Source organism: Ideonella azotifigens (assembly GCF_021043325.1).
Classification (GTDB): domain Bacteria; phylum Pseudomonadota; class Gammaproteobacteria; order Burkholderiales; family Burkholderiaceae_C; genus Ideonella; species Ideonella azotifigens.
Genome location: NZ_JAJNKD010000002.1, coordinates 355819 through 381680, shown reverse-complemented (window position 1 = coordinate 381680; position 25862 = coordinate 355819). Strand labels below are relative to the sequence as shown.

At 69.7% G+C, this 25862-nt stretch carries 23 protein-coding genes; 15 read left to right on the top strand and 8 right to left on the bottom strand.

Annotated elements, in window-relative coordinates:
- Window positions 1-5 precede the first annotated feature (5 nt).
- The 4 genes from LRH25_RS06355 to LRH25_RS06340 all read left to right on the top strand — a co-directional run bounded on the left by LRH25_RS06355 (window position 6) and on the right by LRH25_RS06340 (window position 4684).
- On the top strand, window positions 6-2165 hold the full coding sequence (locus tag LRH25_RS06355) for a phosphocholine-specific phospholipase C (protein ID WP_141290680.1): 2160 nt from the start codon (window positions 6-8) through the stop codon (window positions 2163-2165).
- A gap of 423 nt (window positions 2166-2588) precedes the next feature.
- Window positions 2589-4001 (top strand): aminotransferase-like domain-containing protein, encoded by a 1413-nt coding sequence (locus LRH25_RS06350; RefSeq protein WP_231010512.1) that lies wholly within the window; start codon window positions 2589-2591, stop codon window positions 3999-4001.
- Between the two features lie 99 nt (window positions 4002-4100).
- On the top strand, window positions 4101-4373 hold the full coding sequence (locus LRH25_RS06345) for a YlcI/YnfO family protein (protein ID WP_141290485.1): 273 nt from the start codon (window positions 4101-4103) through the stop codon (window positions 4371-4373).
- Complete coding sequence (locus tag LRH25_RS06340; protein WP_141290483.1) at window positions 4370-4684, top strand: type II toxin-antitoxin system RelE/ParE family toxin; 315 nt, start codon at window positions 4370-4372, stop codon at window positions 4682-4684. Before LRH25_RS06345 ends, LRH25_RS06340 begins: the two co-directional genes overlap by 4 nt.
- A gap of 76 nt (window positions 4685-4760) precedes the next feature.
- Here the strand turns inward: LRH25_RS06340 and LRH25_RS06335 are convergent, their stop codons facing one another.
- The 3 genes from LRH25_RS06335 to LRH25_RS06325 are packed head-to-tail and all read right to left on the bottom strand — an operon-like array spanning window position 4761 to window position 8724.
- Entirely contained in the window at window positions 4761-5531 is a 771-nt protein-coding gene (locus LRH25_RS06335) for a hypothetical protein (RefSeq protein ID WP_141290481.1), read from the bottom strand.
- A 5-nt stretch (window positions 5532-5536) separates the two neighbouring features.
- Window positions 5537-7972: a hypothetical protein gene (locus LRH25_RS06330; RefSeq protein ID WP_231010511.1), complete on the bottom strand. Its 2436-nt coding sequence runs from the start codon at window positions 7970-7972 to the stop codon at window positions 5537-5539.
- A complete protein-coding gene (locus tag LRH25_RS06325; protein ID WP_231010510.1) occupies window positions 7930-8724 on the bottom strand; it encodes a hypothetical protein in 795 nt (264 codons plus the stop codon). Before LRH25_RS06325 ends, LRH25_RS06330 begins: the two co-directional genes overlap by 43 nt.
- 105 nt (window positions 8725-8829) lie before the next feature.
- On the opposite strand from LRH25_RS06325, the gene lplT reads away from it, so the two are divergent.
- On the top strand, window positions 8830-10089 hold the full coding sequence (gene lplT / locus LRH25_RS06320; RefSeq protein WP_231010509.1) for a lysophospholipid transporter LplT: 1260 nt from the start codon (window positions 8830-8832) through the stop codon (window positions 10087-10089).
- Window positions 10090-10162: 73 nt separating this feature from the next.
- Here lplT and LRH25_RS06315 read toward each other — a convergent pair whose 3' ends face one another.
- Window positions 10163-11434: a glycosyltransferase family 4 protein gene (locus LRH25_RS06315; RefSeq protein ID WP_231010508.1), complete on the bottom strand. Its 1272-nt coding sequence runs from the start codon at window positions 11432-11434 to the stop codon at window positions 10163-10165.
- 149 nt (window positions 11435-11583) lie between these two features.
- Here LRH25_RS06315 and LRH25_RS06310 point away from each other — a divergent pair, with 149 nt between their 5' ends.
- The gene (locus tag LRH25_RS06310) at window positions 11584-12219 is read left to right on the top strand and encodes a hypothetical protein (protein WP_141291052.1); all 636 of its coding nucleotides are present in this window, start codon (window positions 11584-11586) and stop codon (window positions 12217-12219) included.
- 82 nt (window positions 12220-12301) lie between these two features.
- Window positions 12302-12889, top strand: coding sequence for an NAD(P)H-dependent oxidoreductase (locus LRH25_RS06305; protein ID WP_231010507.1), 588 nt, complete (start codon window positions 12302-12304; stop codon window positions 12887-12889).
- Between the two features lie 373 nt (window positions 12890-13262).
- On the opposite strand, the gene LRH25_RS06300 is transcribed toward LRH25_RS06305, so the two are convergent.
- Window positions 13263-14936, bottom strand: a complete 1674-nt coding sequence (locus LRH25_RS06300) for an aminotransferase class III-fold pyridoxal phosphate-dependent enzyme (RefSeq protein WP_231010506.1) — start codon at window positions 14934-14936, stop codon at window positions 13263-13265.
- A 218-nt stretch (window positions 14937-15154) separates the two neighbouring features.
- On the opposite strand from LRH25_RS06300, the gene LRH25_RS06295 reads away from it, so the two are divergent.
- The 8 genes from LRH25_RS06295 to LRH25_RS06260 all read left to right on the top strand — a co-directional run bounded on the left by LRH25_RS06295 (window position 15155) and on the right by LRH25_RS06260 (window position 22080).
- Entirely contained in the window at window positions 15155-16333 is a 1179-nt protein-coding gene (locus LRH25_RS06295; RefSeq protein WP_231010505.1) for a hypothetical protein, read from the top strand.
- Window positions 16334-16489: 156 nt separating this feature from the next.
- On the top strand, window positions 16490-17371 hold the full coding sequence (gene asd / locus LRH25_RS06290; RefSeq protein WP_141288231.1) for an archaetidylserine decarboxylase: 882 nt from the start codon (window positions 16490-16492) through the stop codon (window positions 17369-17371).
- A gap of 126 nt (window positions 17372-17497) precedes the next feature.
- Window positions 17498-17863 (top strand): hypothetical protein, encoded by a 366-nt coding sequence (locus tag LRH25_RS06285; protein WP_141288230.1) that lies wholly within the window; start codon window positions 17498-17500, stop codon window positions 17861-17863.
- Entirely contained in the window at window positions 17860-18276 is a 417-nt protein-coding gene (locus LRH25_RS06280) for a hypothetical protein (RefSeq protein WP_141288229.1), read from the top strand. Before LRH25_RS06285 ends, LRH25_RS06280 begins: the two co-directional genes overlap by 4 nt.
- Window positions 18277-18323: 47 nt before the next feature.
- Window positions 18324-18704 carry a hypothetical protein gene (locus tag LRH25_RS06275; RefSeq protein ID WP_141288228.1) on the top strand — a complete coding sequence of 127 codons (381 nt, stop codon included), beginning with the start codon at window positions 18324-18326 and terminating at the stop codon, window positions 18702-18704.
- 185 nt (window positions 18705-18889) lie between these two features.
- Window positions 18890-19357: a DUF1801 domain-containing protein gene (locus tag LRH25_RS06270; protein WP_141288227.1), complete on the top strand. Its 468-nt coding sequence runs from the start codon at window positions 18890-18892 to the stop codon at window positions 19355-19357.
- 77 nt (window positions 19358-19434) lie between these two features.
- Window positions 19435-20988, top strand: a complete 1554-nt coding sequence (locus LRH25_RS33005; protein ID WP_170200910.1) for a GGDEF domain-containing protein — start codon at window positions 19435-19437, stop codon at window positions 20986-20988.
- Between the two features lie 147 nt (window positions 20989-21135).
- Window positions 21136-22080 carry a CysB family HTH-type transcriptional regulator gene (locus LRH25_RS06260; RefSeq protein WP_141288225.1) on the top strand — a complete coding sequence of 315 codons (945 nt, stop codon included), beginning with the start codon at window positions 21136-21138 and terminating at the stop codon, window positions 22078-22080.
- Window positions 22081-22104: 24 nt separating this feature from the next.
- Here the strand turns inward: LRH25_RS06260 and LRH25_RS06255 are convergent, their stop codons facing one another.
- The 3 genes from LRH25_RS06255 to LRH25_RS06245 are packed head-to-tail and all read right to left on the bottom strand — an operon-like array spanning window position 22105 to window position 25861.
- Window positions 22105-22707, bottom strand: a complete 603-nt coding sequence (locus tag LRH25_RS06255) for a hypothetical protein (protein WP_141288224.1) — start codon at window positions 22705-22707, stop codon at window positions 22105-22107.
- 5 nt (window positions 22708-22712) lie between these two features.
- The gene (locus LRH25_RS06250; protein WP_231010504.1) at window positions 22713-24065 is read right to left on the bottom strand and encodes a condensation domain-containing protein; all 1353 of its coding nucleotides are present in this window, start codon (window positions 24063-24065) and stop codon (window positions 22713-22715) included.
- The gene (locus tag LRH25_RS06245; RefSeq protein WP_231010503.1) at window positions 24065-25861 is read right to left on the bottom strand and encodes an alpha/beta hydrolase family protein; all 1797 of its coding nucleotides are present in this window, start codon (window positions 25859-25861) and stop codon (window positions 24065-24067) included. The genes LRH25_RS06250 and LRH25_RS06245 overlap by 1 nt, the downstream gene beginning before the upstream one ends.
- Between the last annotated feature and the right edge of the window lies 1 nt (window position 25862).

Below are 25862 nucleotides of genomic sequence, written 5' to 3'. Positions count from 1 at the left end.
TTTCCATGAGCGCAGTCGACCGCCGCCAGTTCCTGCAAACCGCCGCGGCCGCTGCCGCCAGTGCCGGTGTGCCCGCCGCCATTGCCCGGGCGCTGGCCATCCCGGCACACAACGCCACGCGCAGCGTCCAGGACGTGCAGCACGTCGTGATCCTGATGCAGGAAAACCGCTCGTTCGACCACTACTTCGGCCTGCTGCCCGGCGTGCGCGGCTATGGCGACCGCTTCACCATCCCGCTGCCCGGCGGCAAGACGGTCTGGCAGCAGAGCAACGGCGTGCGCACCGTCATGCCGTACCACCTGGACAGCAGCATCGGCAACGCCCAGCGCGACGGCGGCAACCCGCACAGCTGGCACGATGCGCAAGGCGCCTGGGGCGATGGCCGGCTTTCGCACTGGCCGCTGTTCAAGACCAACAACGCCATGGGCTACTACGCCGAGGCCGAGGTGCCGTTCCAGTACGCGCTGGCGAATGCCTTCACCGTCTGCGACGCCTATCACTGCAGCCTGCACGGCGGCACCAACCCGAATCGCCTGTTCCTGTGGACCGGCAGCAATGGCGCGCAGCCCGCTGGCGTGGCGGTCGTCGTCAACGAATGGGACGGCATGGAAGCCCCCACCAGCGGCTACCAGTGGACCACCTACCCCGAGCGGCTGCAGCAGGCCGGTGTGAGTTGGAAGCTCTACCAGAACCTGCCCGACAACTTCACCGACAACCCGTTGGCCGGCTTCGTGCCTTACCGCCAGGCCAACCTGGACGTGGGCAACCAGCCCGACGGCTCGCCCTACCCGGCCTACACCACCGCGATGGACGCGCTGAACCCGCTGGCCAAGGGCACGACCAACACCATGCCCGACGGCGGCTTCCTGCAGGCGCTGCGCGACGACATTGCCGCCGGCGCGCTGCCGCAGGTCTCGTGGATCGTCGCGCCGGCCACCTATTCCGAGCACCCGTCGCCGTCCTGCCCGGCCCAGGGCGCCTGGTACGTCGAAGAAGCACTGAACGCGCTCACGGCCAACCCGGACGTCTGGAGCAAGACCGTGCTGCTGGTCATGTTCGACGAGAACGACGGCTTCTTCGACCACCTGCCGCCGCCCGGCGCGCCGTCGCTGAATGCAGACGGCAGCGAGGCCGGCGCGTCCACCGTGGACGTGAGTGCCGAGCGCTTCACCCAGCCCGCGCCACCCGGCTCCAAAGGCCAGCCCAGGCCCGACAAGGGCGTGTTCGGCATGGGCCCGCGCGTGCCGATGATGGCCATCTCACCCTGGAGCCGCGGCGGCTGGGTCAACTCGCAAGTGTTTGACCACACCTCCGTGCTGCGCTTCCTCGAAGCCCGCTTCGGCGTGGCCGAGAGCAACATCAGCCCCTGGCGCCGCACCGTGGCCGGTGACCTGATGTCGGTCTTCAACTTCTTCGACCCCAACACCGAGCAGCCGCCGCAGATGACGCTGCTGACCAAGGCCGGCGTGGACGCGCTGCGCGTGCAGCAGGAAGCCCTGCCCAAGGTGCCCGTGCCCAGCGAAGCCTCGCAGACCGCGCCGGTGCAGCCAGCCGGCGTGAAGCCCTCGCGCGCACTGCCGTATGCACTCGCCGTGCAGGCCAGCCTGGTCACCGGCAGCTCGCCCAGCCTGTCGCTGAAATTCGTCAACAACGGCAGCGCCGGCGCCGTGTTCCACGTCTACGACCGCCTGCACCTGACCCGCCGCCCGCGCCGCTACACGGTGGGCGCCGGCCTGTCGCTCTCGGGCAGCTGGCTGCTCGCCAAGGACAAGGGCCAGTACGACCTTTGGGTGCTCGGCCCCAACGGCTTCCACCGTCAGTTCAGCGGCACCACTTCGGCCAGCGCAGCGCCGGTCGTCAACGTCAAGGCCAAGCCGCAGGGCCAGTCGCTGCAGGTCCACCTCAGCAACCCCGGCAGCAGCGCCTGCACCGTCGTCGTCCTGCCGCTGGCCTACCGCCAGGACGGCCCCTGGAGCGTCGTGCTGCCCGCTGGCGGTGAACAGACCTGGCTGCTGGACCTCAGCGCCGCCCAAGGCTGGTATGACCTGCAGTTCACCGTCAGCGGTCAGCCCGTGACCACCTGGACCCGCCGCGCTGCCGGCCGCCTGGAAACCGGCGCGCACAGCATCAGCGATCCGGCGATGGGGGCGTTGGCGCTGCGTTGATGGCGGTAACCGGGCGTCGCCAAAGGCAAGCCCATTCGCCGCGACAGCTCGGCTCAAGCGAAGTCGTGGAACGCCCGTCCCTGACGCGTGTGGTCCACTGGCTTCGTCATTTCTTCTTGTTCTTCTTCCCTTGATCGTGGTGCCACTTGATGGCGAAGAACATGCCCGTGCCGAACACGAGAAGCTTGAAGGTCACGAAGACGATGGGGATCCATTCCATGTTTGTGTATTTCCAGGCGATTGCTTGACGCTGACCATCTTGAGGATCTGCCAATCTTCATCAGCAGATGACTGGCAGGAAGACACCATTCGCACAGACCGGACCGGACGCATGACCGGACCCGGCTTTCAGGGCAGACTGTGCCAAAAACCGCGCCGAAAACCCAGGCTCAGAACCTGGGCAAAAAAAGCGGATCAGAGCCCATGAAGCGCTACGAAGCCCTCGCCCATGAGATCGCCGAGTCGATCGCCGCCGGCCAGCTGCGCGTGGGCGAGCGCGTGCCCTCGGTGCGCGAGGCCAGCCGCAGCCGCGGCGTGAGCCCGTCGACGGTGTTCGAGGCCTACTACCTGCTCGAAGCGCGCGGCTTGCTCGAAGCACGGCCGCGCGCGGGGTATTTCGTCAGCGCCGCCGTGGGCCGGCCGATGGAGCCAGAGAGCGCCAGGCACGCCGTGAGCGATCATCCCGTGGCCATCTCGGAGCTCGTCTTCCAGGTGCTCGGCCACGCCAGGAATCGCACGCTGGTGCCCATGGGCTCGGCCTTCCCGAGCCCCGCGCTGTTCCCGCTGCCCAAGCTGGCCCTGGCCACGGGCAAGGCGCTGCGCCGGCTCGACCCGTGGCGCACGGTCGAGGACCTCTCGCCCGGCAGCGCCGCGCTGCGCCGCCAGATCGGCCTGCGCTACCTCGGCATGGGCTGCGGCGTGGACACGGAAGAACTGGTCATCACCAATGGCGCGATGGAGGCGCTGAACCTCTGCCTGGAGAGCGTGACCCAGCCCGGCGACCTGGTGGCCGTTGAATCGCCGACCTTCTACGCTGCGCTGCAGGCGCTGGAGCGGCGCGGCCTGCGCGCGGTGGAGATCGCCACGCACCCGCGCACCGGCATCGACGTGGCCGCGCTCGCCGCCGTGCTCGCCCAGCATCCCGTCAAGGTGTGCTGGCTGATGCCGAACTTCCAGAATCCGCTCGGCAGCCTGATGCCCGATGGCGCCAAGCAGGCGCTCGTGGCGCTGCTCGCACAGCATCAGCTGCCGCTGATCGAGGACGATGTCTACGGCGAGCTCTACTTCGGCGCGCACAAGCCACGGCCTGCGAAGGCCTGGGATCGCCAGGGACTGGTCATGCACTGCAGTTCGTTTTCGAAGACGCTGGCGCCGGGCTACCGTGTGGGCTGGGTGGCCGCAGGCCGCTTCGCGCGCGAAGTGGCGCAGCGCAAGCTGATGAGCTCCCTCGCCGCGCCGCTGCCCTCGCAGGAGGGCTTGAGCGAATACCTGGAACATGGCGGCTATGACCGCCACCTGCGCCAGCTGCGCGCCACGCTGGCGCGGCATCTGCACGTGGTGCAGCGCGCCATCGCCGAGCACTTCCCCGCCGGCACGCGGGCCACGCAGCCGGAGGGCGGCTACTTCGTGTGGCTGGCGCTGCCACCGCAGGTCGATGCGCTGGCGCTGCACCGGCTGGCGCTGTCGCAGGACATCAGCCTCGCGCCGGGCCAGCTGTTCTCTGCCGACCGGCGCTTCAGGCATCACGTGCGGATCAATTTCGGGCATCCCGATCATCCAGGATTCGAGCAGGCGCTCAAGACGGTCGGGACGATCGCAAGCGCACTGAAGCGATAGCGAACGGCTGCTTGAGGGGTTCGGCGTCCACCAGAAAGCCGCGAAGCCACCTGCCAACACCGGCTTGAGCATGTAGTGCGCCCGCACTACACTTCGCGCATGAAAACCGCCGTCATTCCGCAAGTGCGCGTCGAGCCTGAGTTGCGCGCCGATCTCGACGCCGCGCTGCTGCCCGGAGAGACCCTGACCGATTTTGTCGAGACCGCGGTTCGCAACGCCGTCGAATTCCGGCGAATGCAAACGGACTTCGCTGCCCGTTGCGACGCCTCGCTGGCCAACTACGAACGCACCGGGGTTTCCGTCGCGTCGGATGTTGTCTTGTCGAAGCTGGAGGCGAAGGTCGCAGCGCGGGTGAAACAGCTGCGCAAATGACGTTCAAGGTCGAGTTCACCCCCGAGGCGGATGCCGATCTGGATCGTCTTTTTGACTTTCTGCTGGAGCGCGCCGAGACGGTCGAGGAGGCCATGCGCGCTCAAGACGCCATCGAGGTGCTCCGCACGGTTGCCAACACCCACCTCTCGACCACGCCCTACAGCTACCGCAAGGTGGGTGCCCGCCCCTCGTTGCGCGAACTCATCGTGCCCTTCGGCGCCACTGGATACGTCCTCCGCTTCGACATCCGCACCCCGGAACTGGTCCTCGTGATCGGTGCGCGTCACCAGCGCGAAGAGGACTACCACTGACCCTTACCGAGATTGCGCAACTGGCCGAACAGTTCGGCGTTGTGTTCCTCACCGAGTCCAGCATCGGCGCGATGACTCAAGGTTGGGATGCGGCGCTGGCTGCTCCGGTGGCAAGCGTCGTTCGCTCCGGGTCGCTGCGCAACTCCAGTCCGTCGCGCGGAATGGCTCGGGCTTGCTTCAGGTCCACGTCGAACAGCGCAATATGCTCGGGCGAGCTATCCAGCAAGTAGCCATGCGCAATGGGTTTGTCGTCGCGCAGCAGCGTGACGCAGCGGGGTTTCGAGGCAGCGCAGCCTTTGGCAAACTCAAGTGCGTCTTGGTCGGCGCTTGTCCTGCCTGATATCTCGCCTGCCAGGCCCGGAACACCGATCAGCAGCACGATGGCGATCAGCAGGATCCAGGAAAACGCGGCGATCACGGAGCTCCACATCAGGGACTCGATGAGCCGCGCGATCCACGGCCGATGCGCCCGGAGCCACAACTTGGGTTTGGTGGAATCCCCCAGCGGCGTTAACAAGATAAAAATGTAAGTTGCGAGCACAACCAGCCCGATAGCAACAACGAGCCAAGACTCCGTCGCGAGCTTTGCGATGGTGACAGTGCGCTCCAGCAGGCCATACGCTCCATAAATCAGGAGCCAGTCGACCCCTTTGGGGAAAAGAGCAGCGTCAATCTGCCAATGGGAGAGGTAGCCGTCGTGGCGGACGCTGCCCATCATGTGCAGCAGGACCGTACCGGTGCTGGCAGCCAGCGCGAGGAGTTGCCAGATCGGCAACTTGCGTGGGGACGAACCTTCGTTGGCTGCAGCGGCAGGCGGAGGAAGGGAGGGCGAGGGCCGTTTGCTCATGGCGGTCAGTAGTAATACTTCGTCTTCCCCGCCCACTCGCTTTTCGGCCACTGCTTGTGCAGCAGCTGGAAGGCGTCTTTCGAGTCGGTGGCGGGGTTGTCCTTGGGGCGCGGGTGGGCGGGCACGCCGCGGCATTCCATGCGGGTGCTGGCGACGAAGAAGTGCAGGGCTTTGGGGGCTTCGGGGTCTGAGGTGTGGCTGCGGGCCCAGGCGAGCAGTGGCGGGCCGAGGTATTCGCTGCGCAGTGGCAGGGCTTGCAGCTTGGCTTGCTCGGCCCGTGCCGCTTCGCGCTCGGCGGCGGTGAGGAAGGCGGGGCCGGCGAGGTGGGTGGGGTCCGCAGTGGTGTCCACATTGGCGTAGGTGATGCAGCCCCAGGACTGCTGCAGGCCCTGGTCGTTGACGAGGGCCGGGTCCAGCTCGGGCGTGTTGGCCCAGATCACGACCGCCGCTTCGCGTTTGGCGGCCGGGCTGTTGGCTGCGGCGTAGCGGTCCCACAGCGCCTTGGTGGTGGTGCGCGGTGCGGCGAGCAGCGGCGCCATCTCGTCGGCGCTGGCCCAGTCGCCCAGCAGCGCCGCACGGGTCCAGATGACCTCGGCCAAGCGGGTGGTTTCGGTGCCCGGTAGCGCCGGGGCGCGCTGGGCCAGCTTCAGGACTGACAGCGGCAGATTGCGGTAGAGGCGCAGCGGGAAGTCGTCGGCCGGTTGGAACTGCGGCGCTGGTGCTTCAGCCTTTGAGGTGCCTTTTTCGACGGTGCGGTCCGCGTCGATGATGGGCTGCCCTGCTTCCTCGGTCAGCACGCGGCGCGGCACCGCGGCGAGGAAGCCGGCCAGCGTCGGCGCGCTGAGCATCTTCAGGCCCAGCCAGCGGTTGCGCGTGGCGATGCTCATCGCTTGCTTCGCATCGGCCAGCATCGCGCTGATGCCGGCATCGGCCGCTGCGCCCTGGCCCTGCTCGATCTGCAGCCGCGCCAGGTGGTAGCGCAAGTGCTGGTACAGCGGCGAGCCGGCCGGCACGGCGAGGGCTGCGCGCTGTTCGGCTTCGGTCAGCACACGCTCGGGCGGAACGCCGGCACCGGCCGGCCGCGCCAGCGCCAGCAGCGGCGCGAGCCACAGGCCGGCGGGAGCCTTGCTGTCCTTGGCCACTGCCTGGCGGGCCAGATTGGCGGCCAGGCGCTGCAGCGCGCCGCCTTCCAGCGCGCCGCGCGCCGCGGCCTCGCGTTCGGTGGCCGGGTCCCCGGCCGGCTGCGGGGAGACCGCGTCCACGCCGGTGCGGCCGTCCTGGCTGGCCTGCATCAGGCCGATCCATCGGGTCATGGCGTCGGGTGACTCGGCCAGTTGCTGCGGCGTGAGCCCGTCCAGCAGGCGCAGGTAGTCGCCCAGCGCGGCGGCGGTCTGCCGGTTGACCGGTGCGCCGGACAGTTGCTGGGACAGCTCCTGCGCGCGCTCGCGTGGCCGCAGCCGCGCGTCGACCCAGCCGACCAGCGCGGCAGCGGCCGGCTGCGTGGGCGCGAGCGCCAGCAGCTCCTGGCGCGCAGTGGCCAGCGGCTGGCGCCAGCCGGTCTCGCTGCGGTCGGGCTGCTTGTCTGCCCCGGTGGCCAGCGTGGCCTGGCGCACCAGCGCGCGCGCCGCGAGGTAGGCGCCCAGCGGCTGCCAGGGCGAGGCGCCGTCCTTGGCGATGGCCTGGAAACCGGCGCGCGCGGCCGGGTACTGGCCGGCGTAGAACTGTGCGGCGGCGAGTTGATAGGCACGGTCCTTCGCGAGCCATGCGGGTGCGCCGCTGGCCAGCGCTGCCGGCAGGCGCGGCGGCGGCGCGGGCTGGCCGGGGCGGGCATCGTCCGGCGAGCAGTTGGCAAAGACCTGGTCCTGCTGGGCCAGCCAGGCGCTGCCCCAGGCTGGCCAATCCGGCAGGCGGCGGCGTTCGGACAGGGTCTGTGCCGCACGGGCAAAAGTGTCGGCCGGGCAGTTCAGGTAGCTGCTCCAGTCCTCGGTGCTGCGCTCGGCGCCGATAGGGGCTGGCGGGGCTGGCCGGCTCGCCGCAGGCAACGCGGCAGCGGCTGCATCCCGCGCTGTCTGCCAGCCCTTGAGCATGCTCTGCGGGTCGTCCGTCTCCACCGAAATGCCATGCGACCAAGGGCCCACGCGCCACTCGTTCAGGTCCAGCGCCTTGACCTCCTCGGCGCTCAGCGGGCGGCCGTTGGCGGCCCGCCAGGCCAGGAACAGGAAGACGCGCCAGTGGCTGCCCGGCAGCACGCCCAGCCGGCCGGCCGCAAAGGCCGGCAGTTCGCTGACCGGCACGTGCCATTCGGGTGTCAACGGGCTTTCGCCAAAGCCGTCGCCACCGCTGGCGTGGGCCGCGGTGGCGCAGAGCAGCGCGGCTGCGAGGGCCAGGTGGCGCAGCGTCAGGTGGGGTCGAGCGGCGCGGCGGCGGGCAGTTGTTGCCATTGTTCTTGCGTCCATGAACGGGGAGAGAAGTAGTAGCGGCGCGGGGTGCGCAGCGCGGGCATCGGCTCGTCGGTCGCGCTGCCGGCGGCGGCCTGGCAGCGGGCGCGCGGGAACTGGCCGCGGCGGGCCAGCAGCGCGCGGATCTCGGCGTCGTCGCCAGCCATGCGGAAGGCCATCGGCACGATCTCGTCGGCGGCGGCATGGGCCAGCCAGGCATCGCCGGCGCACCAGGATGCCAGTGCAGTCATCGACAAGGCCACGTCCGGTGGCAGCCGGCGGCGCAGCTGGCTGACGACCTCGGCCAGGAACGGGCGCTGCGAGCGGCCGATCTCGAAGTCCAGCTGCAGCACCTTGGCGCCGGTGCTGCGCTGCAGGTCCAGCGCTTCTTGAATGACACGTTCGCGCTGCTCGTCACTGAAGCGCGGCGGGCGGCGCCAGATCAGGTCCACGTGCAGCACCGGCACCAGCACCGTGCCGGGCGAGACCTGCAGCGCCTGCGCGCGTGGCCGCACGAGGGTGTGCCGGCCGTCCAGCTCGATGGTGCGTGCCAGCCAGGCCACGCCGGTGTCTGCCGGCAGTCCGCGCAGGTCCTCCGGCCGCTCCCAGGCCCACAGCATGCGCGGCGGCAGCGTGGCCAGAGCGGGGTGCAGGTGGCGCGGCCCGCTGCTGGCCGGCAGGCACAACAGCAGCGGCAGCAACACCAGCGCCAGCCCTGGCCGCACGAGCAAGGCGAGGGGCGTGCGGGGCGACATGGCGGGCACTATATCGACGCGATTCGACGTCGCGCTTTGGTCACGGCGTTGTCACGCCAATGGCATGCGGCGCCGGTCCAATCCGGCCACCGTCAAGCCGCCTCCATGCCACCACGCTTCCACCTGCTGATCGCCGCGCAGTTCACCTCGGCGCTGGCCGACAACGCCTTGTTGATCGTCACGATGGCACTGCTGGCCGAGCAGGGCCAGCCGGCCTGGTGGGCGCCGCTGCTGAAGTTCGCGTTCACGCTGTCATACGTGCTGCTCGCGCCCTGGCTCGGGCCACTGGCGGACGCGATGCCCAAGGCCCGCCTGATGGCCTGGATGAACGGCGTGAAGCTGCTGGGCATTGGCGGGCTGCTGCTGGGGCTGCACCCGGTCGCGGCCTACGCGGTGGCGGGCCTGGGCGCGGCGGCCTATGCGCCGGCCAAGTACGGGCTGGTGACCGAGCTGGTGCCGGGGCCGCGGCTGGTCGCGGCCAACGGCTGGATCGAGGTCTCCATCGTGGGCGCGGCGCTGCTGGGCACGGTGCTGGGCGGTGCGCTGGTGGCCGAGCCGCTGCGTGCCAGTGCGCTGGCGCAGTGGGCGCATGCACTGGCCCAGGCCGGCGACTGGCCGCTGGCCTCGCCGCTGCTGATCTCGCTGGGCGGGCTGCTGCTCACCTACGCACTGGCCGCGCTGCTGCAGCTGGGCGTGCCCGACAGCGGCGTGCGCTACCCGCGCGCGCCGCTGCATCCGCTGGCGCTGGTGCGTGACTTCCATGCTGCCAACCGCCGGCTGTGGCGCGACAGCGCCGGCGGCCTGTCGCTGGCCGTCACCACGCTGTTCTGGGGCGTGGGCGCCACGCTGCAGTTCGCGGTGCTGCGCTGGGCCGTGGAACGGCTGGGGCTGCGGCTGGACCAGGCCGCCTACCTGCAGGCCGTGGTGGCGCTGGGCGTGGTGGCCGGGGCCGCGCTGGCGGGCCGCTGCGTGCCGCTGAACCAGGCCATGCGCGTGCTGCCGGCCGGGGTGGCGCTGGGCGCGTTGATCGTGCTGATTGCGCTGCAGGACACGCTGCTGCCCTCGCTGCCGCTGCTGGCGCTGGCCGGCGCGGTGGGCGGCATCCTGGTGGTGCCGATGAACGCGCTGCTGCAGCACCGCGGCCATGCGCTGCTGACGGCCGGCCGCTCGATTGCGGTGCAGGGCTTCAACGAGAACCTCAGCATTCTGGTGATGTTGGCCGGCTATGCCGCGCTGATCGCAATAGAGATGCCTCTTGTACCGCTGATGAGCGGCTTCGGTCTGGCGGTCTCCGCGGCCATGGGCTGGCTGATCTGGCGCGGCCGACGCGCCGAGGTGCACGCCGCGCGCAGCAGCCTGCTTTGATCGTGTCCCCAAGGGCCGGGCTGCGCCCGTCCCGGCGTTTCCTCAGGCGCCATGCGCTCAGCGGCTCAGCCGCTCAGGCGCGCAGCGAACCGAAGCCGGCCGGTGGCAATGCGGGCACGGTTTCCAGCGGGCGCTGCAGCAAGCCGTGGTACATCGTCTCGATGCTGGCCACGATGCGGTCCCAGCCCAGGGTCTCGGTGGTCAGCCTGGCCTGCTGGCCCATCACGCGCAGGCCTTCGCGGTCGGCCGCGAGCGAGGCCGCCATGCGCACGAACTCCGGCGCGCTGCTCATCGGCGCCAGCAGGCCGCTGATCTGCGGGCGCACCAGCTGGCTGGCCGCGGCGTAGTCGTAGGCCAGCACCGGCAGGCCGCTGGCCAGGGCCTCGGGCGTCACGTTGCCGAAGGTCTCGGTGAGGCTGGGAAACAGGAACAGGTCGCCGCTGGCGTAGTGGGCGGCCAGGTCATCGCCATGGCGCATACCGGCGAAGATGGCCTGCGGGCAGCGCGCCTGCAGGTCCTTGCGCGCCGGGCCGTCGCCCACCAGCACCAGCTTCGCGCGTGGCTGCACCTGGCGCATGGCCTCGAAAGCCTGCATCAGCGTGCCCAGGTTCTTCTCCGCCGCCAGCCGGCCCACGTGCACCACCACCAGGTCGCCCGGTGCCGCGCCCCAGCTTTCGCGCAAGGCCTCGCTGCGAAAGCGCGGGTGGAACAGCTGCGTGTCCACGCCGCGCGCCACCACCATCACGTTGCGGAAACCGTAGCCGGTGAGGGCCTGGCGCAGGCCTTCGTCGGGCGTCATCGTGCACTGCGTCAGGTTATGGAACTTGCGCAGGTAGGCCATGATGGGCTTGTGCAGCCAGCCCACGCCGTAGTGCTTGCTGTAGGCGTGGAAGTTGGTGCGGAAGTCCGAGCATACCGGCAGCTTCAGGTGTGTGGCGGCCTGCAGCGCGGACCAGCCCATCGGCCCTTCTGTTGCGATGTGCACCACGTCCGGCCGCCGCACCGACCACAGCTTCACCAGCGTGCGCTTGGAGGTCAGCCCCATGCGCAGCTGCGGGTAGCGCGGGATCGGCAGGCCGCGCATCAGCACCTCGTGGAAACCTGGCGCGTCGCTGCCCTGTTCGCCGCGGCGCTGGCCTGGGCGGATCAGCTGCACCGCATGGTTGCGCGCGCGCAGGCCTTCGACCACGCTGGCGATGGTGCGTGCCACGCCGTTGACTTCCGGCGGGTAGGTCTCGGTCACGACCGAGATGCGCAAAGAGCGCCGTTCGGCCGGGTAGTCGTCCACGACGATCTCATCGGGCGCCATGTCCAGTTGCGCAGCCAGCAGCTTCTTGGGGGTCATCACGCACGTCTCCATCGCAAGATGTTGCGATGGCAATGCAACAGCGCGATGACGGCGCCACGGCAGCACCGACACCGTGCTGTCACGCGCGTTTCACGGCCGCTTCATGTGTCGGCCGCATGCTGCCGCACCGTCAAACTAAGGAGTGCATGTCCGTGCCTGTCATCCGCGAGTTCCTGGAGACCCTGCGCGTGCAGCGTTGGGATGACCACCGCTACTACCACCACAGTCGCATCAACCAGTCGCTGCACCTGCTGAGCGCCTGCAGCTTCGTGGTCGCCTATGCCCTGCTGTTCATCGACCCGGCGATGGCTGCGCTGCTGGCCTGGGGTGTGTCGATGACCAGCCGCCAGGCCGGCCACTTCTTCTTCGAGCCCAAGGGCTACGACCAGGTCAACCAGGCCACGCACGAGCACAAGGAAGAGATCAAGGTCGGCTACAACCTGCGCCGCAAGGTGGTGCTGATGGCGGCCTGGGCACTGGCCCCGGCGCTGCTGTGGTTCACGCCTTCACTCGGCGGCCTGATCGAGCCGGCGACCGACACCGCAGGCTACATCCACGACGTTGGCATCTTCTGGCTGGCACTCGGCGTCGGCGGCCTGATCTTCCGCACCGTGCACCTGTTCTTCCTGTTCAACGTGCAGACCGGCCTGGCCTGGATGACCAAGATCCTGACCGACCCGTTCCACGACATCCTGCTGTACTACAAAGCTCCGCTGGCCCTGCTGCGCGGCGAATGGATAGACCCGCATCACGCGCAGCACCACGCCCAGCAGTCGCGCTGAGCTGAACTGAGCGGCGGCGCCGGCCGCCCGGAATTTGCGCCCGCGCAAGGCCGGGCGGCCGCTGGCGGCGCAGCATCTCGCCATGCATCCGCAGCAGCGCATCCTGATCATTCAGGGCCATCCTGATCCCGCCGGCGGCCATTTCGGCCATGCGCTGGCCGAGGCTTATGCCAGCGGCGCCTGCGCCGCGGGGCACGAGGTGCGGGTGATTGACGTGGCGGCGCTGGACTTTCCGTTGCTGCGCACCAAGCACGCCTGGGAACAGGGGGCGCTGCCGCCGGCGCTGCTGCCCGCGCAACAGGGCGTCCAGTGGGCCCAGCACCTGGTGTTCTTCTTTCCCCTGTGGCTGGGTGGCATGCCGGCGCTGCTGAAGGGCTTTCTCGAGCAGGTGGCCCGACCGGGCTTTGCGCTGGCCTTGCCCGGCACGCCCGGGCCGCGGCAACTGCTCAAGGGCCGCTCCGCCCGGGTCGTCGTCACGATGGGCATGCCGGCCCCGCTGTACCGCTGGTTCTTCGCGGCCCACGACGTCAAGGCGCTGGAGCGCAACATCCTCGGTTTCGTGGGCATCTCGCCGGTGCGCAGGAGCCTGATCGGCATGGTGGAGGGCGACGCGAAGCGGCGGCTTGCGTGGCTGCAGCGCCTGCGCAGCCTGGGCGAGAAGGCCAGCTGAATGCGCGCGGCCGGCAATGGCCGCGCCTGGGCACTGCGGGCGCTGGGCGCCGGGGCGGTCAGGCCTGGCCGGAGCCGGCGGCGGGCAGCATGGGTAGCTGGACGGTGAGCGTCGCAACGCGGCCCGGGCCGCGGCTGGCCGCCATGTGGCTCGACTGACTGCCGCACCAAAGCCAGGCAGGGCAAGCCGATGAACTGCCTCGGCGCGCTGGAGGCGATATGGGGAAAAGGCGCGCGGGGACAGGCGCTGCCTGATGCCAACGGGTTTCCGGCAACGCCATGGCCCTTCGCCGGGGAGGCGAACGGGGGCCGCAACCCGGCGCCAGCGGAGCCGGGATGGCGGTGCGTGGCCCACGGCGGTCCGGCCCTGGGTGTCACAGCCAGCGGTGCAGCATCTCCTTCAGCATGCCGCGGCGAATGCCCTTGTTGGTCTGGCCCGGCGCCTGCCACCACCAGCCGTCGGCCTGCATGGCCAGCGCTGCCGCGACGAAGCGTTCGCTGATGCGCTCGAAGTCCTGGTCCGTGTGGGCCAGGCTGAAGATCAGGCGGCCGGTACCGACCCAGCTCAGCAGCAGGCCTTGCTCGCGCAGGTAGAACTGGAACATCCAGTGGTAGCGCGAGGGCTGGGTGTAGGTGACGGTCCAGATGGTGGACAGGTTGGCCACGCGCACCGGCACGCCGGCCTGCGCCAGGCGCTGGTTCAGCGCGGCGGCGCGGCGGTCCTGCTTCGCGTCCAGGTCTTCGTAGAGCGCCTGCGTGGCGGGCAGCGCGAGGTGATCCAGCAGCGCGGACATCGCGCCCATCACGTAGGGGTGGGCGTTGAAGGTGCCGCGGGCAAAGCAGATGTCGGCCGGGTGGTCCTCGCGGAAGCGCTTCATCAGCGCGCGCTTGCCGCAGACCACGCCGACCGGCAGGCCTCCGCCCAGCGTCTTGCCGTAGGTCACCATGTCGGCCTGCACGCCGAAATACTGCTGCGCGCCGCCGGGTGCCAGGCGGAAGCCGACGAAGACTTCGTCGAAGATCAGCACGATGCCGCGCTCGGTGCAGACCTCGCGCAGCTGCTGCAGCCAGCGCGTGTACGCGGCGCGGTCATAGTGCGCGCTGCGCGAGCCGTCCACCAGGGATGAGTCGCCAGGCGCCGCGCGGTTCGGGTGCAGGGCCTGCAGCGGATTGATGAGCACGCAGGCAATGTCCTTGCGCTGGCGCAGCACCTGCAGCGCGCGCTGGCTCATGTCCTGCAGCGTGTAGGTCTCGCGCGGCGGCAGCGGGTTGCCGGGGCCGGGCTGCACGTCTTCCCACCAGCCGTGGTACGCGCCGCAGAAGCGCACCAGGTGGCGCTTGCCAGTGTGGTAACGCGCCAGGCGCACCGCCTGCATCACGGCCTCGGTGCCGGACATGTGGAAGCTGACCTCGTCCAGCCCGGAGATGGCCTGCAGCCGCGCCACGTTGTCGGCCACGCAGGGGTGCAGCGTGCCCAGCACCGGGCCGAAGTCGGCCACCATGGCCGCGCCCTGGGCGATGGTGCGTTTGTAGACGTCGTGGCCGAACAGGTTCACGCCGTAGGAGCCGGTCAGGTCCTCGTAGGTCTGGCCGTCCAGGTCGGTGAGGGACACACCATGCGTGCTGGTGCCCACGCTGCCCAGTTTCAGGTGCTGGCGCAGGTAGGGGCTGAACGGGAAGGGCACGCGGTAGGCGCCGGTGAACTGCAGGTCCGACAGGCCGCTGCGCAGCGCGTCGGTCCAGGCGACGGAGCGCGCGTGGCGCTCGCCGAGCTGGCCGGCCAGCGCGTGGAAACCGGCGCGGCGGCGGGCCAGCACCTCGGCCGGCGCGTCGTCGCAGGCGAAGAAGCGCTGCTCGTCGTAGGCATAGCCTGGCAGCAGCCGTGCCACGCGCTGGGCCATGCGCGAGTGTCCGGTCAGCGAGCGGTGCTTGGCGCGCGACAGCGAGAGCCGTTGCCAGGCCCGTGGCGCCAGCGCCAGCACGGCAGCGCCGGCCAGTGCGCTGGTCAGCAGCAGGGAGGAAGAGGAGGCGAGCAGGCTGGGGATCATGGGCGGGTCGCGCGGACAGGAATGAGGGAAGGGCGAAAGCGCTATCTGTAACCGCTGCCTTTGACACCCGCGTGAAAAAGCCGGATGTCCCCTGAATGCGCTGCCGGTGCCGCCGCCCCTGTTCCGGCCTGGCGGCTTGCACTAGGCTGCTGCCCGCAGCGCCACGGCGGTTCAGTGAACCTGCACGCATTCATTCACTTGGTCTGGAGGACGGCGAGATGCAGGCATCGAACAAAGGCAGGCGCCGCGGCGGCGTGCGGTGGTGGCAAGTCGGTTTGCTGGCGCTGGCGATGGGCAGCGCCGGCGCGGCGGACCTGGCCGCGCAGCCGCCGGCCCCGCTGGTGGCGGTGGGCCGACACGGCATTGCCTACGACTTCGGCCACCAGCCCACGGTGACCTCTGTCGCCGCGGGCGATTCGCGGCTGGTCTTCGTGGCCGAACCGCTGGGCCAGGCGGTGGCGGTGCTGGACCGCTACACCGGCCAGCAGCTCGGCACACTGCCGGCGCCACCGGCCGGCTGGCTGTTGCCGTTTTCGCTGCGCGTGCCGCGCGAAGGCCACGTCGTGGTGCTGGACTCTGGCGGCTTCCCCAGCCCCACCGTGCCGTCCATCGCACGGGTCTACGACTACGACGTGCAGTACGACGAACGCAGCCACCAGCTCACCGCCACGCTGACGCGAACCGTCAGCTTCGAAGGCCTGCCGCTGGTCTTCGCCGAGGACGTGGAGGTCACGTCCAGCGGGCTGTACGTGGTGTCCGAATCCATCATTGGCGCGCTGTGGGTCATCGGGTTGGACGGCACGATCAGCTATGGCGCGTTCCCCGTCACCGGCGTGCCCATTCCCGCGCTCGCGCCCTGCGAGTTCCTGCCGACCACGGTCGGTGGCATCCCGTTTGCCACCGCCGGCAACTTCGGCCCCGGCGTGGTCGGCCTGGCCGAGCGCGGCGGGCAGCTGTATTTCTCCACCACCTGCAACGGCGGCGTCTCGCGCATTCCCATGGCCTCGCTGACCGACGCCACGCGCGATCCGCAGGCCCGTGCCGCTGACATCGTGCCGGTCTCGCCGCGCGCCGCAGGCGTGGCCGCCGAAACCCTGCACGGCCTGGCCTTCAACCCTGCCAAGCCCGGCGAACACTGGCTCTACGCGGTCGACTCGCTGCAGCTGCGCGTGGTCCGCATCAACACCGATAACGGCTCGCGCCAGGTCGTCGTCGGGCCGGACCCGGTGCTGTTCAACTTCCCATCCAAGCTGCAGTTCCTGCCGCCGGTGGGCGGGCGCTCGCCGCTGCTGGTGGCCTCGGACCAGGAGCACCGCCTCCCATCCATCAACGCTGCGATCACCGAGGACCTGACGCAGCCGCCATGGCTGGTCACGCGCATCCACCTGTTCCCTTGATGACCACCCCTCGGCCGGCGGGCGTCGGCTGATCCCCCGGGGGATGGCAGGCCGGCTTGGGGCGGCCCGGCGCTTGCCCCGCGGGAGCCCGCATGGGGAGATCTGTCACACAGCCTGGCGACACTGCCGGGTTGTCGTGTCGCCTGTTGACTGCCCATGAAAGCTCGCCGCTGGCGTGACCTGCTGCTGCAGCAGGAAGACCTGAATTTCCTGCTGACCAACCGCATCCCGCGCAGCGCCGCCACCTGGCTGATGGGCTGGTTCAGCCAGATCGAGTCGCCCTGGCTGGCGCGCCTGTCCATCGCGGTGTGGCGCCAGTTCACCAAGCTGGACCTGGGCGAGGCGAAGGAACAGCAGTTCCGCAGCCTGCATGCCTGTTTCGTGCGCGAGCTGAAGGACGGTGCGCGGCCGGTCGAACAAGACCCCGCCGTGCTCGTCTCGCCCTGCGACGCCATCGTCGGCGCCTGTGGCCGCGTGCAGCAAGGCCAGCTCTGGCAGGCCAAGGGCTTCCCGTACAGCGCGGCCGACCTGTTCGGCAATGCCGCCCGCGCCGTGCCGTTCGCCGAAGGCATCTTCGTCACGCTGCGCCTCACCTCGGCGATGTACCACCACTTCCACGCCCCGCACGACGCGACCATCCATCACGTCACCCACATGGCCGGCGACACCTGGAACGTCAACCCGATCGCGCTCAAGCGCGTGGAGCGCCTGTTCTGCAAGAACGAGCGTGCGGCCGTGCACCTGAAGCTCGCGCAAGGCGGCCACCCCATCGCGATGATCCCGGTCGCCGCCATCCTGGTCGCCAGCCTGCGCCTGCATTTCCTGAACCTCCTGATACCGGCGCGCTACCCGCGCCGCTACAGCGGCCCGGACGAACTGCCCTGCCAGGTACAGGTGAAAAAAGGCGAGGACCTCGGCTGGTTCCAGCACGGCTCGACGGTGATCGTCTTTGCACCGCCGGGGTTTGCGCTGTGCGAGGGGGTGGAGACCGGGGTGCAGGTTCGCATGGGGCAGGGGTTGATGCGCTTGCCGGGGTAGCGGTTCACTTGCTGCGGCATCGCGCGCTTGCGCGGCATTCGAGGGGGGCCATCTGCGGTCAGAATCAGGTCTCGGCATGGCCGGTTCCCTCGACCCTCACGCGCTGCGTAAGCGGCGGATTGCTTCATGACCTCCAAGCGTGCGCTGATCCTCTTCTTCATTGCGGTGGTGGTTTATGGTGCCCTGGGCGGCTACTTCGCCTCCGTCAATGCGCCACTGCCAAAGCCGCTGGAACTCTTGTTCACGATCGGATTGGCGGTGCTGGTGTATGTCTGGTACTACCTGGACGCGGCTGAGCGGCGATATAAGCGCTCGGTCCTGCTGGGCGGGGCGGTGATTGTGCTGTCCGTGGTGGCGGTCCCGTACTACCTCGTTCGCAGCCGGCCGAAGGGCCAGCGCATCAAGGCCCTGCTCGGCTTTGTCGGGTTCTTGGTGTTGGCTGTGATCTTGTTCGTCGGTGCAGGCCTCCCCTTCATGGTTGGCGTTCCATGAGCCAAGCCGCCCCATCCGACAAACTGCCCGACTGGGAGCTGTACCGCGCCTTGCGTGAGCAGTGGACCCACGAGGACAACCTCATCAACCACCGGCTGATGTGGCTGATCCTGTCGCAGGGGCTGCTGTTCACCGCCTACGGCACCTTGTCGACCGCCAAGCTGCACTGGCTGGTGCTGGGCTTCCCGTTTTTCGGCATCGTCGTGGCCGCCGTGATCGGCATCAGCATCTTTGCGGCGCTGACGGCCATCGAGGTCGTCAACACGCGCTTCGAGGCCGCCGGGCTGGACGCGCTGTGCAGCCTCTCGCCAGGGCGCACCAGCGGCAATTACGGCAAGCTGGCCGCGCAGTCCTTGCCCTTTGTCTTCGGCGCGCTGTGGCTGCTGGCCATGGCGGGCGCGTTCGACCACTGAGGCGGCCAGCCGACTTGTTTCCGTTGATCGCCTCTCGGCCCGCTTGCATGAACGCTCGCCATTGCCTCTTTGTGCGCACGGTCGTCGCCTGGACGGTGCTTTGTGCTGCTGCCGTCTTTTCGTTGTGGTGTCTCAATGGCGCCGCGTTCTCTGCATGGATGTCTGGCGGTCCGCCCAATGCTTATCCCCATGGATGGGCGCTGAGGGCGCAAGGTCAACTGGCCTATGCGGGTGCTGCTGCGGCGGCAGGGGTGGGCCTGTTTCGGCTCATTCGGGTGCTGCCGAGGTGGCGCCGTTTTTCCATCGGCTTGCTGATGGCGGCCTTTGTGCTGGCAGTGTGGCCAAGCGCTCACCGTGCGCTGCTACAGGACAAGTGCCTGGACAGCGGCGGGCGCTGGAACCACGATGGCCGGCAATGTGAGCGTTGACGCGCAAGGCGGCCAGGTGAACGACAAGTCAGAGATCCACTGCCTCAAACGGTGCGGTGGCCTATGCACCTTGCCGCTGATCCGGCTGGCAGCAGGGGCTGCGAGACGAACGTCGCGCGTTGCGGGACACTTCGCACCTTGCATGAAGGCAGGGGCAACGGCGGCTCCTTCACCAGGGAGTCCTCATGAACACGCGCGACACGGTGTCCTGCATCGACGGCTTCCTGGCCAGGTACACGCCGGAGATCGAAGCCCAGTTGCGCGACGCGCGCGCCAGGTTGCGCGCCCACTTCCCGCGCGGCTTCGAGCTGGTGTTCGACAACTACAACGCGCTGGTCTTCGGCTTCAGCCCCAGCGAACGCTCGCGCGAGTCCTTCCTCTCCATTGCCGGCTACCCGAAGTGGGTCACGCTGTTTTTCCTCTACGGCACGGCGCTCGATGACCCGCAAGGCCTGCTCGAAGGCAAAGGCAAGCAGGTGCGCGGCATTCGGCTGAAACAGGCGGAAGACCTTGATGCGCCGGCCGTCATGGCACTGATCCGCCAGGCCATCGCCGCCCACGAAAGCGCGCTGCATGCCGCGCCGCCGCTCAGCACCGTTGTCAAGGCGGAGGTCGACAGGCAGCGGCCGAGGCGACCCGCGGCGCCAGCGTGAACTTTTGTCACGCGCACTCGGCACCAGCGCCTATGGTCGTTGCCGAGATCGGTGCTAGTGTTGGCCGGATGGCAACTGTGAACTCCGATGAGCTGGCGTCCGATCTGGACGCGCAGCTGAGTCGCTGGGAGGCCGAGGTTTACCGGTCATTGATGTGGGTCATCCCGGCCTGTGACGAGATCGCGGCGCAGGCCGATGCGCTCGGGCTGGTGCCGCAGGCGATCCGCGCGCGTTTGCTGTCCAGTGACGTTCGCAGCCGCCAGGGCATGGCCGAGGCGGCGCGGGTGGAACAGCTGGCCCTGCATGAAGCCGCACAGGCATGGCCCGCGCTGGCCAGGCATGCCGCCACCTACCTGGTGTCTTCCTGCGACCGCGTCGGCCGCCGGGCCGAAGCGATGCGCTGGGCGGAGGCATCGCTGCGCGGGGCGTCGAGCGATGACCTTTCGGCCTGGCATGCCGAGGCGCTGATGGTCGCGGCGCTGTTCTCGACCAGCCGCGCCGGGGCCGACTACACACTGGTGTACCAGGCCATGGCTGCGGTCCGCGTCGCCGGCTTGCCGGCTCTGGTGTCGGCCACGGCAGCCAACTTTGCCGAGGTCGCCGCCGAGTGTGGCGAGCTGGGCATTGCCAGCCATTTCACCGATGAAGCCGAGGCCATGATGCGGCGGCACCCGGAGGCCGCCGCCGCGCTCAGCTGGGAGTCCGTCGCGCGGGCGCGGCTGGCGCTGTCGGAGCTCGCTGCCGCAGAGCGCGCCTGCAAGGAGTCCCTGTGGCTTGAGAAACAACTGGGCTGCTGTGATGTCAACGGCGATCCCTGGCTGAGCTGCGCCGAGGTGGCGCTGGCGCGCGGCGATGCGGCTGGCGCCCTGGCGATGCTTGAACACCCTCGGCGCCTCGCTCGCGCCAGCTCCGCCTGGACCAATGCGCGCGACCTGGGCGTGCGTGCGCGGGTGATGGCCGGGCTGCAGCGTTGGGAAGAGGCCTACCAATGGATGGTCCGCTATGTGGCGGCATACGAGCAGATCCGGTCTGTGGAGGGCGACCGGGCGGTGGCCGAGTCCAGCCAGGCCGTGGCGGTGGACGAGGCGCGCAGGCAGTCCAGGCACTTCGAGCAACTGGCCATGACGGACCCGCTCACCGGCCTGCCCAACCGCCGCCATGCCGAACACTGGCTGGCCGAGCACGCCGACGTCCCGCTCTGCTTGGCCATTGCCGACCTTGATCATTTCAAGCGCATCAACGACACCTTTTCGCACGCGGCTGGCGACCTGGTGCTTCAGCGCTTCGGTGCGATGTTGAACGAGGTGTTCAACCGGTCCGACAGCGGGCCGGGCACGCCGATGCTCGCGGCGCGGCTCGGTGGCGAGGAGTTCCTGCTGGCCTGGTGCGGCATCCCCTGCGATGCAGCGATGGTGCGCAGCGACGAGATCCGCAAACGGTTGCGCGCCACCTCGTTCGCCGACATTGCCGGCGACCTGCCCGTGACCGCCAGTCTCGGCCTGGCCTTCGGCACCCCGCCGGTCAATCCCAGCGAGCTGCTGCGCACCGCGGACCTGCACCTCTACCAGGCCAAGCATGGCGGCCGCGACCGGACCGTGGGCCCCGTGCAGCGGCAGGACATGGCGGGATGACCCCGCGGCCGCGCCGTCCTTATGCGCTCAGCGATGAAGGAATCGCTTTTTGAGTTGTTGGTGTTTGGGGGCTGGATTTTCAATAATGCGGAAAACGTCTGATCACCCGCTCCTGCTGCTGTGTTTCGCCAGCGGCTCACAAAAATCATGAATTTCCAGCAACTGCGCTCTGTGCGCGAGGCCGTGCGCCGGGGTTTCAACCTGACCGATGTGGCCGAGGCGCTGCACACCTCGCAGCCCGGCATCAGCCGGCAGATCCGCGAGCTGGAAGACGAGCTGGGGGTGGAGATCTTCGTGCGCGCCGGCAAGCGGCTGACCGGGCTGACGCCCGCTGGCGAGCGCGTGCTGCCCTGGGTCGAGCGGCTGCTGCTGGACGCCGAGAACCTGCACCGTGCCGGCGAAGACTTCCGCCTCGGCGAGGTCGGCATGCTGAGCATTGCCGCCACCCACTCGCAGGCCCGCTACGCGCTGCCCGGCGCAGTGCATGACTTCCGCTCGCTGCATCCCAAGGTGCAGCTGCAGATGCACCAGGGCTCGCCGGACCAGATCGCGCAGATGCTGCTGACCGGCCAGGCCGACATCGGCATTGCCTCGCATGTGCTGGCCGACAACCCGGAACTGGTCGCGCTGCCCTGCTACCGCTGGACCCACTCGGTGGTGGTGCCGGTGGGCCATGCGTTGCTGGACCAGCCGCTGACGCTGGAGCGCCTGGCCGAGCACCCGGTCATCACCTACGAAACCGGCCTGACCGGCCGTGGCAGCATCGACGATGCGTTCAGCCGCGCCGGCCTCGCGCCGCGCGTGGTGCTCACCGCGATGGACGCCGACGTGATCAAGACCTACGTCGAGCTGGGCCTGGGCGTGGGCATCATGGCCTCCATCGCCTACGACGAGGCGCGCGACACGCAGCTGCGGGCCATCGAGGCGCGCAGCCTGTTCTCGATCAACACCACCAGCGTGGCGGTGCGCCGCGGTGGCCTGCTGCGCAGCTACGCCTACGACTTCATCCAGACCTTCGCGCCGCATCTGCAGCCCGACGTGGTGCGCCAGGCCCAGGCCGCGCCGGTCGGCACGCCCGAAGCGCCGCTCTGAAATCGGCCGTCCTGATGCTGGCGCTCACGCCGGCAGCGGGTCCAGCCCCTTGGTGCGCTTCAGGAAACCGGCGAACTCATCGAAGTTGGTGACCTGGTTGAAGGCGACGGCGCGGTAGATGTCGCCCGAGAAGAACCAGTCACCGGCCTCGATGTACTTCCAGTTGTGCCGGCGGTAGCGCGGCGAAGCCAGGCTTTGCCGCTTGATGTCGACGATGGCCTGCGCAGTGGCCGGTGCCAGCAAGGGCTTGAGCGTGGCGTTGTACTTGCGCACGCTGGGCAGCATTGCCGTCGGGATGATGCCGATGTCCAGCTTCCACGCCACGCCCTCGAACTCGGTGCTGAGGTCCAGCAGCACCATGTCCTTCAGCGCGAAGCGGGGCGCGTGGTCGACCTGGTTGATGATGTGGATGTCGCGCAGCGCCAGCGCCTCGGACAGCGTCTGCGTCACCGCGCAGGCGGTGGCCACGGTGGGCGGGTCCACCGCGAGGAACACGTCGATCTCCGGCCAGACCATCAGGTCCAGGTCGAAGCTGCCGTGCACATAAGGCTCGCCCAGCGGCCGCAGCCGGGCCACCAGGTCGGATTGCGCCAGCAGTCGCTCGGCCGTTTGCTTCAGTGAGTCCATGGTCTTCAGTTCGACAGCGGCCGGCGCCAGGCCTGGGCCAGGGTTTGCCGTGGGTCGCTCAGCAGCGCCTGGACCAGGTCCAGGAAGCGACGCGGGGCGAGGTGGTCGGGATCGAAGTGGCGGCGGGTCAGGAACGGGCCGCGCAGCACGCCGTCCACCGGCCGCAGCTCCAGCGCAAAGCCGGCACCCATCGCGCGGCCGGCCGCCAGGTTCAGCAGGCGGAACTGGTGGCGCTGCTGCACCTCCTGTGTCGCGGTGCCCACCTGGATCGCGAACCAGCTGCTGGCCAGCGGAATGCGCTGGCGCAGCAGTTCGGGGAACAGCTCGCGCACCACGCGTGCGGCCGGGAAGGCGCCGTGCCGGTAGGCAGCGGTGGCCGCGCCGCGCAGGGCAGTCAGGTTGTCCAGCAGCGAGCGCTGCGGGTCCATGCGCTGGCGCACGATGACCGGGTTCACGAAGCAGCCGATGGTCTCGGCAAAACGTGCCGGCCGGTTGCGCGTGGGCGTGGAGGTCAGCACGTCCAGCTCGCCATTGCCTGCCGCCATGGCCCATTGCATGCAGGCCAGCAGCAGCACATGGGTCGTCAGCCGGTGCGCGCCGGCCAGCGCGTCCAGCCGCTGCACGACCTCCGCCGGCAGCGCGATCTCGGTGTGCCGCACCTCGCCTTCCTGGCCGAGGGACAGCGCCGCGGCGGCGGCATGGTCCGCGGCCACGCCGGGCGGGTTGGCCAGGTAGTCGCGCCAGAAGCCTTGCAGCGTGGCCAGGCGCTCGCCTTGCAGCGTCTGCCGCTCATGTTCGACGAAGGCCGGGTACGGGTCGAAGCGGGCCCGGATGCCGGGCAGGCAGGCGGCGGCGTCCTCGGCTTCGAACAGCTCGATCAGCTGGCCGAACAGCACCGCGGCCGACCAGCCATCGAAGATCGCGTGGTGCACCGACAGCGCCAGCGCGGTCACGCCGTCCTGCGTTTGCAGCAGGCTGCCGCGGGCCAGCGGCGGCGGGCCGAAGGGGTCGATGCCGGGGTGCAACTGGTCGAACAAGGGCCCATGGTTCAGCGCCTGCACCAGTTCGTCGGCGCTGCCGTCAAAGGCCTGCTCGTCCAGCTGCAGGCCGCCTTCGGGCTGCACATGCTGGAAGAAGGTGAACAGGTCGGGCCCACGCTCGAACGAGGTTCGGAAAGCGTCCTGCAGCTGGCTCACCTGTGCGAAGACCTGGCGCAGCCGGCCCAGGTCCACGCCAGCAGGCAGCAGGCAGACCGAGCGCTGCAGGTGCGGCGCGAGCTGCGCATGCCTGGCCTCGGCGGCGAGAAAGCGGCGCTGGATTTCCGAGACGCCGAAGGTGGTGATGGAGTCGTTGCGCATCAGGTGGGTGGCCGGGCTTGCAGCGTGGCCGCGAAGAAGGAAGACAGCTCGGCCGCCGCGCGTTGCCAGGTGGCCGGGTGGGCAAAGATGTGGCCTTCGCCGGGCAGCGTGAACAGCCGGCACCTGGCTTCGGCCGTGCCGCGCACGAAGGCAGCCGAGTGGGCATGCGGGGTGACCTCGTCGCGCTCGCCGTGCAGCAGCAGCAGCGCGCAGCGGCCCGTGGGCCAATGGGCCGGGGAGTCCGCCTGATGCGCCGGCGCGCCGTCCAGCACGGCCGGGGTGTAGACCGGCGCCACCAGCGCGCAGGCGGCCACCGCCTCGGTGCGACCCAGTGCCTGCAACAGGCCCAGCGTGCCCAGGCTGGCCGAGACGACCCCCAGCGGGCCACCGGCCGCATCGGCCAGGGCCTCCAGCGCGGCAGCCGTTTGGGTGGCCAGCGCCCCCAGATCGTCCAGCCCCACCGCCTCGCGGTAGGCCTTGCCGGCACCGGCGCTGCCGGGCACCTGCAGCAGCCCCACATCGAAGCCCTGCTGCTGCGCCAGGTCGGCCACGCTGCGGGTCAGGAAGTCCTGCAGGAAATTGGTCTGCAGCTCGGGCGTGACGACCTTGTGCAGCCCCGGCAGCACCACCAGCAAGGGCCGGCCCGGTGTGGCCTGGCAACGGCTACGCCAGCCGCCCTTGGGCGCGGCGGACCAGACCGGCAACGCTGGCAGCGCGTGCCGGGCCCAGCGGGCCAGCGGCTGCAACTGGATCTGGCTGTCCACACAGGCCTGGAAGCCGGGGCCAGTCGCCTGCACAAAGCCCAGGTTGCCGCCCTGCAGGCCAAAGGCCGGCGCCACACCCTCGTGCTGCGACAGCCGCGGCGCACCGGCGAGCAGCCCGCGCCAGAGTTTCAGCGTGCGCCCCTGGCCGGGCGCGGCCGTGGCCTGGCTCAGGCAGGCCAGCGTGTCGTGCGCTGCATCGGCGTCGAAGTCCAGCACCTCGTCGCCTGCGGGCGTCAGCCTTTGCAGCGGCCCGCCATCGGCTGGCAGCAGGCAGACCGCCATCTCGTCGCCCGGTTCGGCCAGCGTCAGCACGCCCGCCTCGCCCCAGCCGACCAGCGGCAGCTTGCGCAGCCCGGCGTGGCGCAGCGCCGGCAGCGCGAGGGTGGGCAGCGCGCGCGCGTCGGCCAGCACATGGCGATGGATCACCGCGCCCTGGCGGCCGGTGTGAAAGGCAGGCTGGGCCATCACCCAGGCCAGCCCGGCCGACAGGCACAGCGACAGGCGCTGGCCTGGCACGCTGCCCAGCGGCAGGCGCTGCTGGTACCGCCCGTCAACGCGCACCAGCTCGGCCAGCCCGGCTTCGTCGCGCTCAATCCAGGCCGCACCTTCGGCATTCAGCGTGAAGGCCGCAACGCGCGAGGCGACCGGCAGCGGCTGGCCCGGCGTGTCGGCCGCGGCGCGGTACAGCCGCTGGCCCTGCAGCAGCCACAGCGCGTCGTCGCCCGCAAATTCGGCGGCCGACACGCCGCCCAGCGGCAGCCGCGCCACCGGCCCGTGGGCGTCGAACAGCTGCGCCTCGCTGCCGCTGACGATGGCGAAGCGTTGCTGGCCGCAGCGCAGCCACAGCGGGCGGATGGTCGGCAAGGCCATCAGCTCGTGCGACCCACCGTCGGCCAGGCAGCGCACGCGCAGCGCGGGTGCTTCGTCTTCCGGGCCGGCCGAGACTTCGACCGTCAGCAGCCGCGCCGGCCCCCACGGTGCCACCGCGACGGTGAAGGGCTGGGTGTATCGCAGGGCGGACAAGGCTGGCATG

Excerpts from the sequence above, each read along its gene's own strand:
- LRH25_RS06315 (WP_231010508.1), bottom strand. The coding sequence starts at position 11,434 with ATGACCCCCAAGAAGCTGCTGGCTGCGCAACTGGACATGGCGCCCGAT.
- LRH25_RS06280 (WP_141288229.1), top strand. The coding sequence starts at position 17,860 with ATGAGCCAAGCCGCCCCATCCGACAAACTGCCCGACTGGGAGCTGTAC.
- LRH25_RS06340 (WP_141290483.1), top strand. The coding sequence starts at position 4,370 with ATGACGTTCAAGGTCGAGTTCACCCCCGAGGCGGATGCCGATCTGGAT.
- LRH25_RS06325 (WP_231010510.1), bottom strand. The coding sequence starts at position 8,724 with ATGTCGCCCCGCACGCCCCTCGCCTTGCTCGTGCGGCCAGGGCTGGCG.
- LRH25_RS06270 (WP_141288227.1), top strand. The coding sequence starts at position 18,890 with ATGAACACGCGCGACACGGTGTCCTGCATCGACGGCTTCCTGGCCAGG.
- LRH25_RS06330 (WP_231010511.1), bottom strand. The coding sequence starts at position 7,972 with ATGGCAACAACTGCCCGCCGCCGCGCCGCTCGACCCCACCTGACGCTG.
- LRH25_RS06355 (WP_141290680.1), top strand. The coding sequence starts at position 6 with ATGAGCGCAGTCGACCGCCGCCAGTTCCTGCAAACCGCCGCGGCCGCT.
- LRH25_RS06305 (WP_231010507.1), top strand. The coding sequence starts at position 12,302 with ATGCATCCGCAGCAGCGCATCCTGATCATTCAGGGCCATCCTGATCCC.
- LRH25_RS06245 (WP_231010503.1), bottom strand. The coding sequence starts at position 25,861 with ATGCCAGCCTTGTCCGCCCTGCGATACACCCAGCCCTTCACCGTCGCG.
- LRH25_RS06260 (WP_141288225.1), top strand. The coding sequence starts at position 21,136 with ATGAATTTCCAGCAACTGCGCTCTGTGCGCGAGGCCGTGCGCCGGGGT.
- LRH25_RS06345 (WP_141290485.1), top strand. The coding sequence starts at position 4,101 with ATGAAAACCGCCGTCATTCCGCAAGTGCGCGTCGAGCCTGAGTTGCGC.
- LRH25_RS06295 (WP_231010505.1), top strand. The coding sequence starts at position 15,155 with ATGCAGGCATCGAACAAAGGCAGGCGCCGCGGCGGCGTGCGGTGGTGG.
- LRH25_RS06350 (WP_231010512.1), top strand. The coding sequence starts at position 2,589 with ATGAAGCGCTACGAAGCCCTCGCCCATGAGATCGCCGAGTCGATCGCC.
- LRH25_RS06275 (WP_141288228.1), top strand. The coding sequence starts at position 18,324 with ATGAACGCTCGCCATTGCCTCTTTGTGCGCACGGTCGTCGCCTGGACG.
- LRH25_RS06310 (WP_141291052.1), top strand. The coding sequence starts at position 11,584 with ATGTCCGTGCCTGTCATCCGCGAGTTCCTGGAGACCCTGCGCGTGCAG.
- LRH25_RS06255 (WP_141288224.1), bottom strand. The coding sequence starts at position 22,707 with ATGGACTCACTGAAGCAAACGGCCGAGCGACTGCTGGCGCAATCCGAC.
- asd (WP_141288231.1), top strand. The coding sequence starts at position 16,490 with ATGAAAGCTCGCCGCTGGCGTGACCTGCTGCTGCAGCAGGAAGACCTG.
- LRH25_RS06285 (WP_141288230.1), top strand. The coding sequence starts at position 17,498 with ATGACCTCCAAGCGTGCGCTGATCCTCTTCTTCATTGCGGTGGTGGTT.
- LRH25_RS06250 (WP_231010504.1), bottom strand. The coding sequence starts at position 24,065 with ATGCGCAACGACTCCATCACCACCTTCGGCGTCTCGGAAATCCAGCGC.
- LRH25_RS06335 (WP_141290481.1), bottom strand. The coding sequence starts at position 5,531 with ATGAGCAAACGGCCCTCGCCCTCCCTTCCTCCGCCTGCCGCTGCAGCC.
- LRH25_RS06300 (WP_231010506.1), bottom strand. The coding sequence starts at position 14,936 with ATGATCCCCAGCCTGCTCGCCTCCTCTTCCTCCCTGCTGCTGACCAGC.
- lplT (WP_231010509.1), top strand. The coding sequence starts at position 8,830 with ATGCCACCACGCTTCCACCTGCTGATCGCCGCGCAGTTCACCTCGGCG.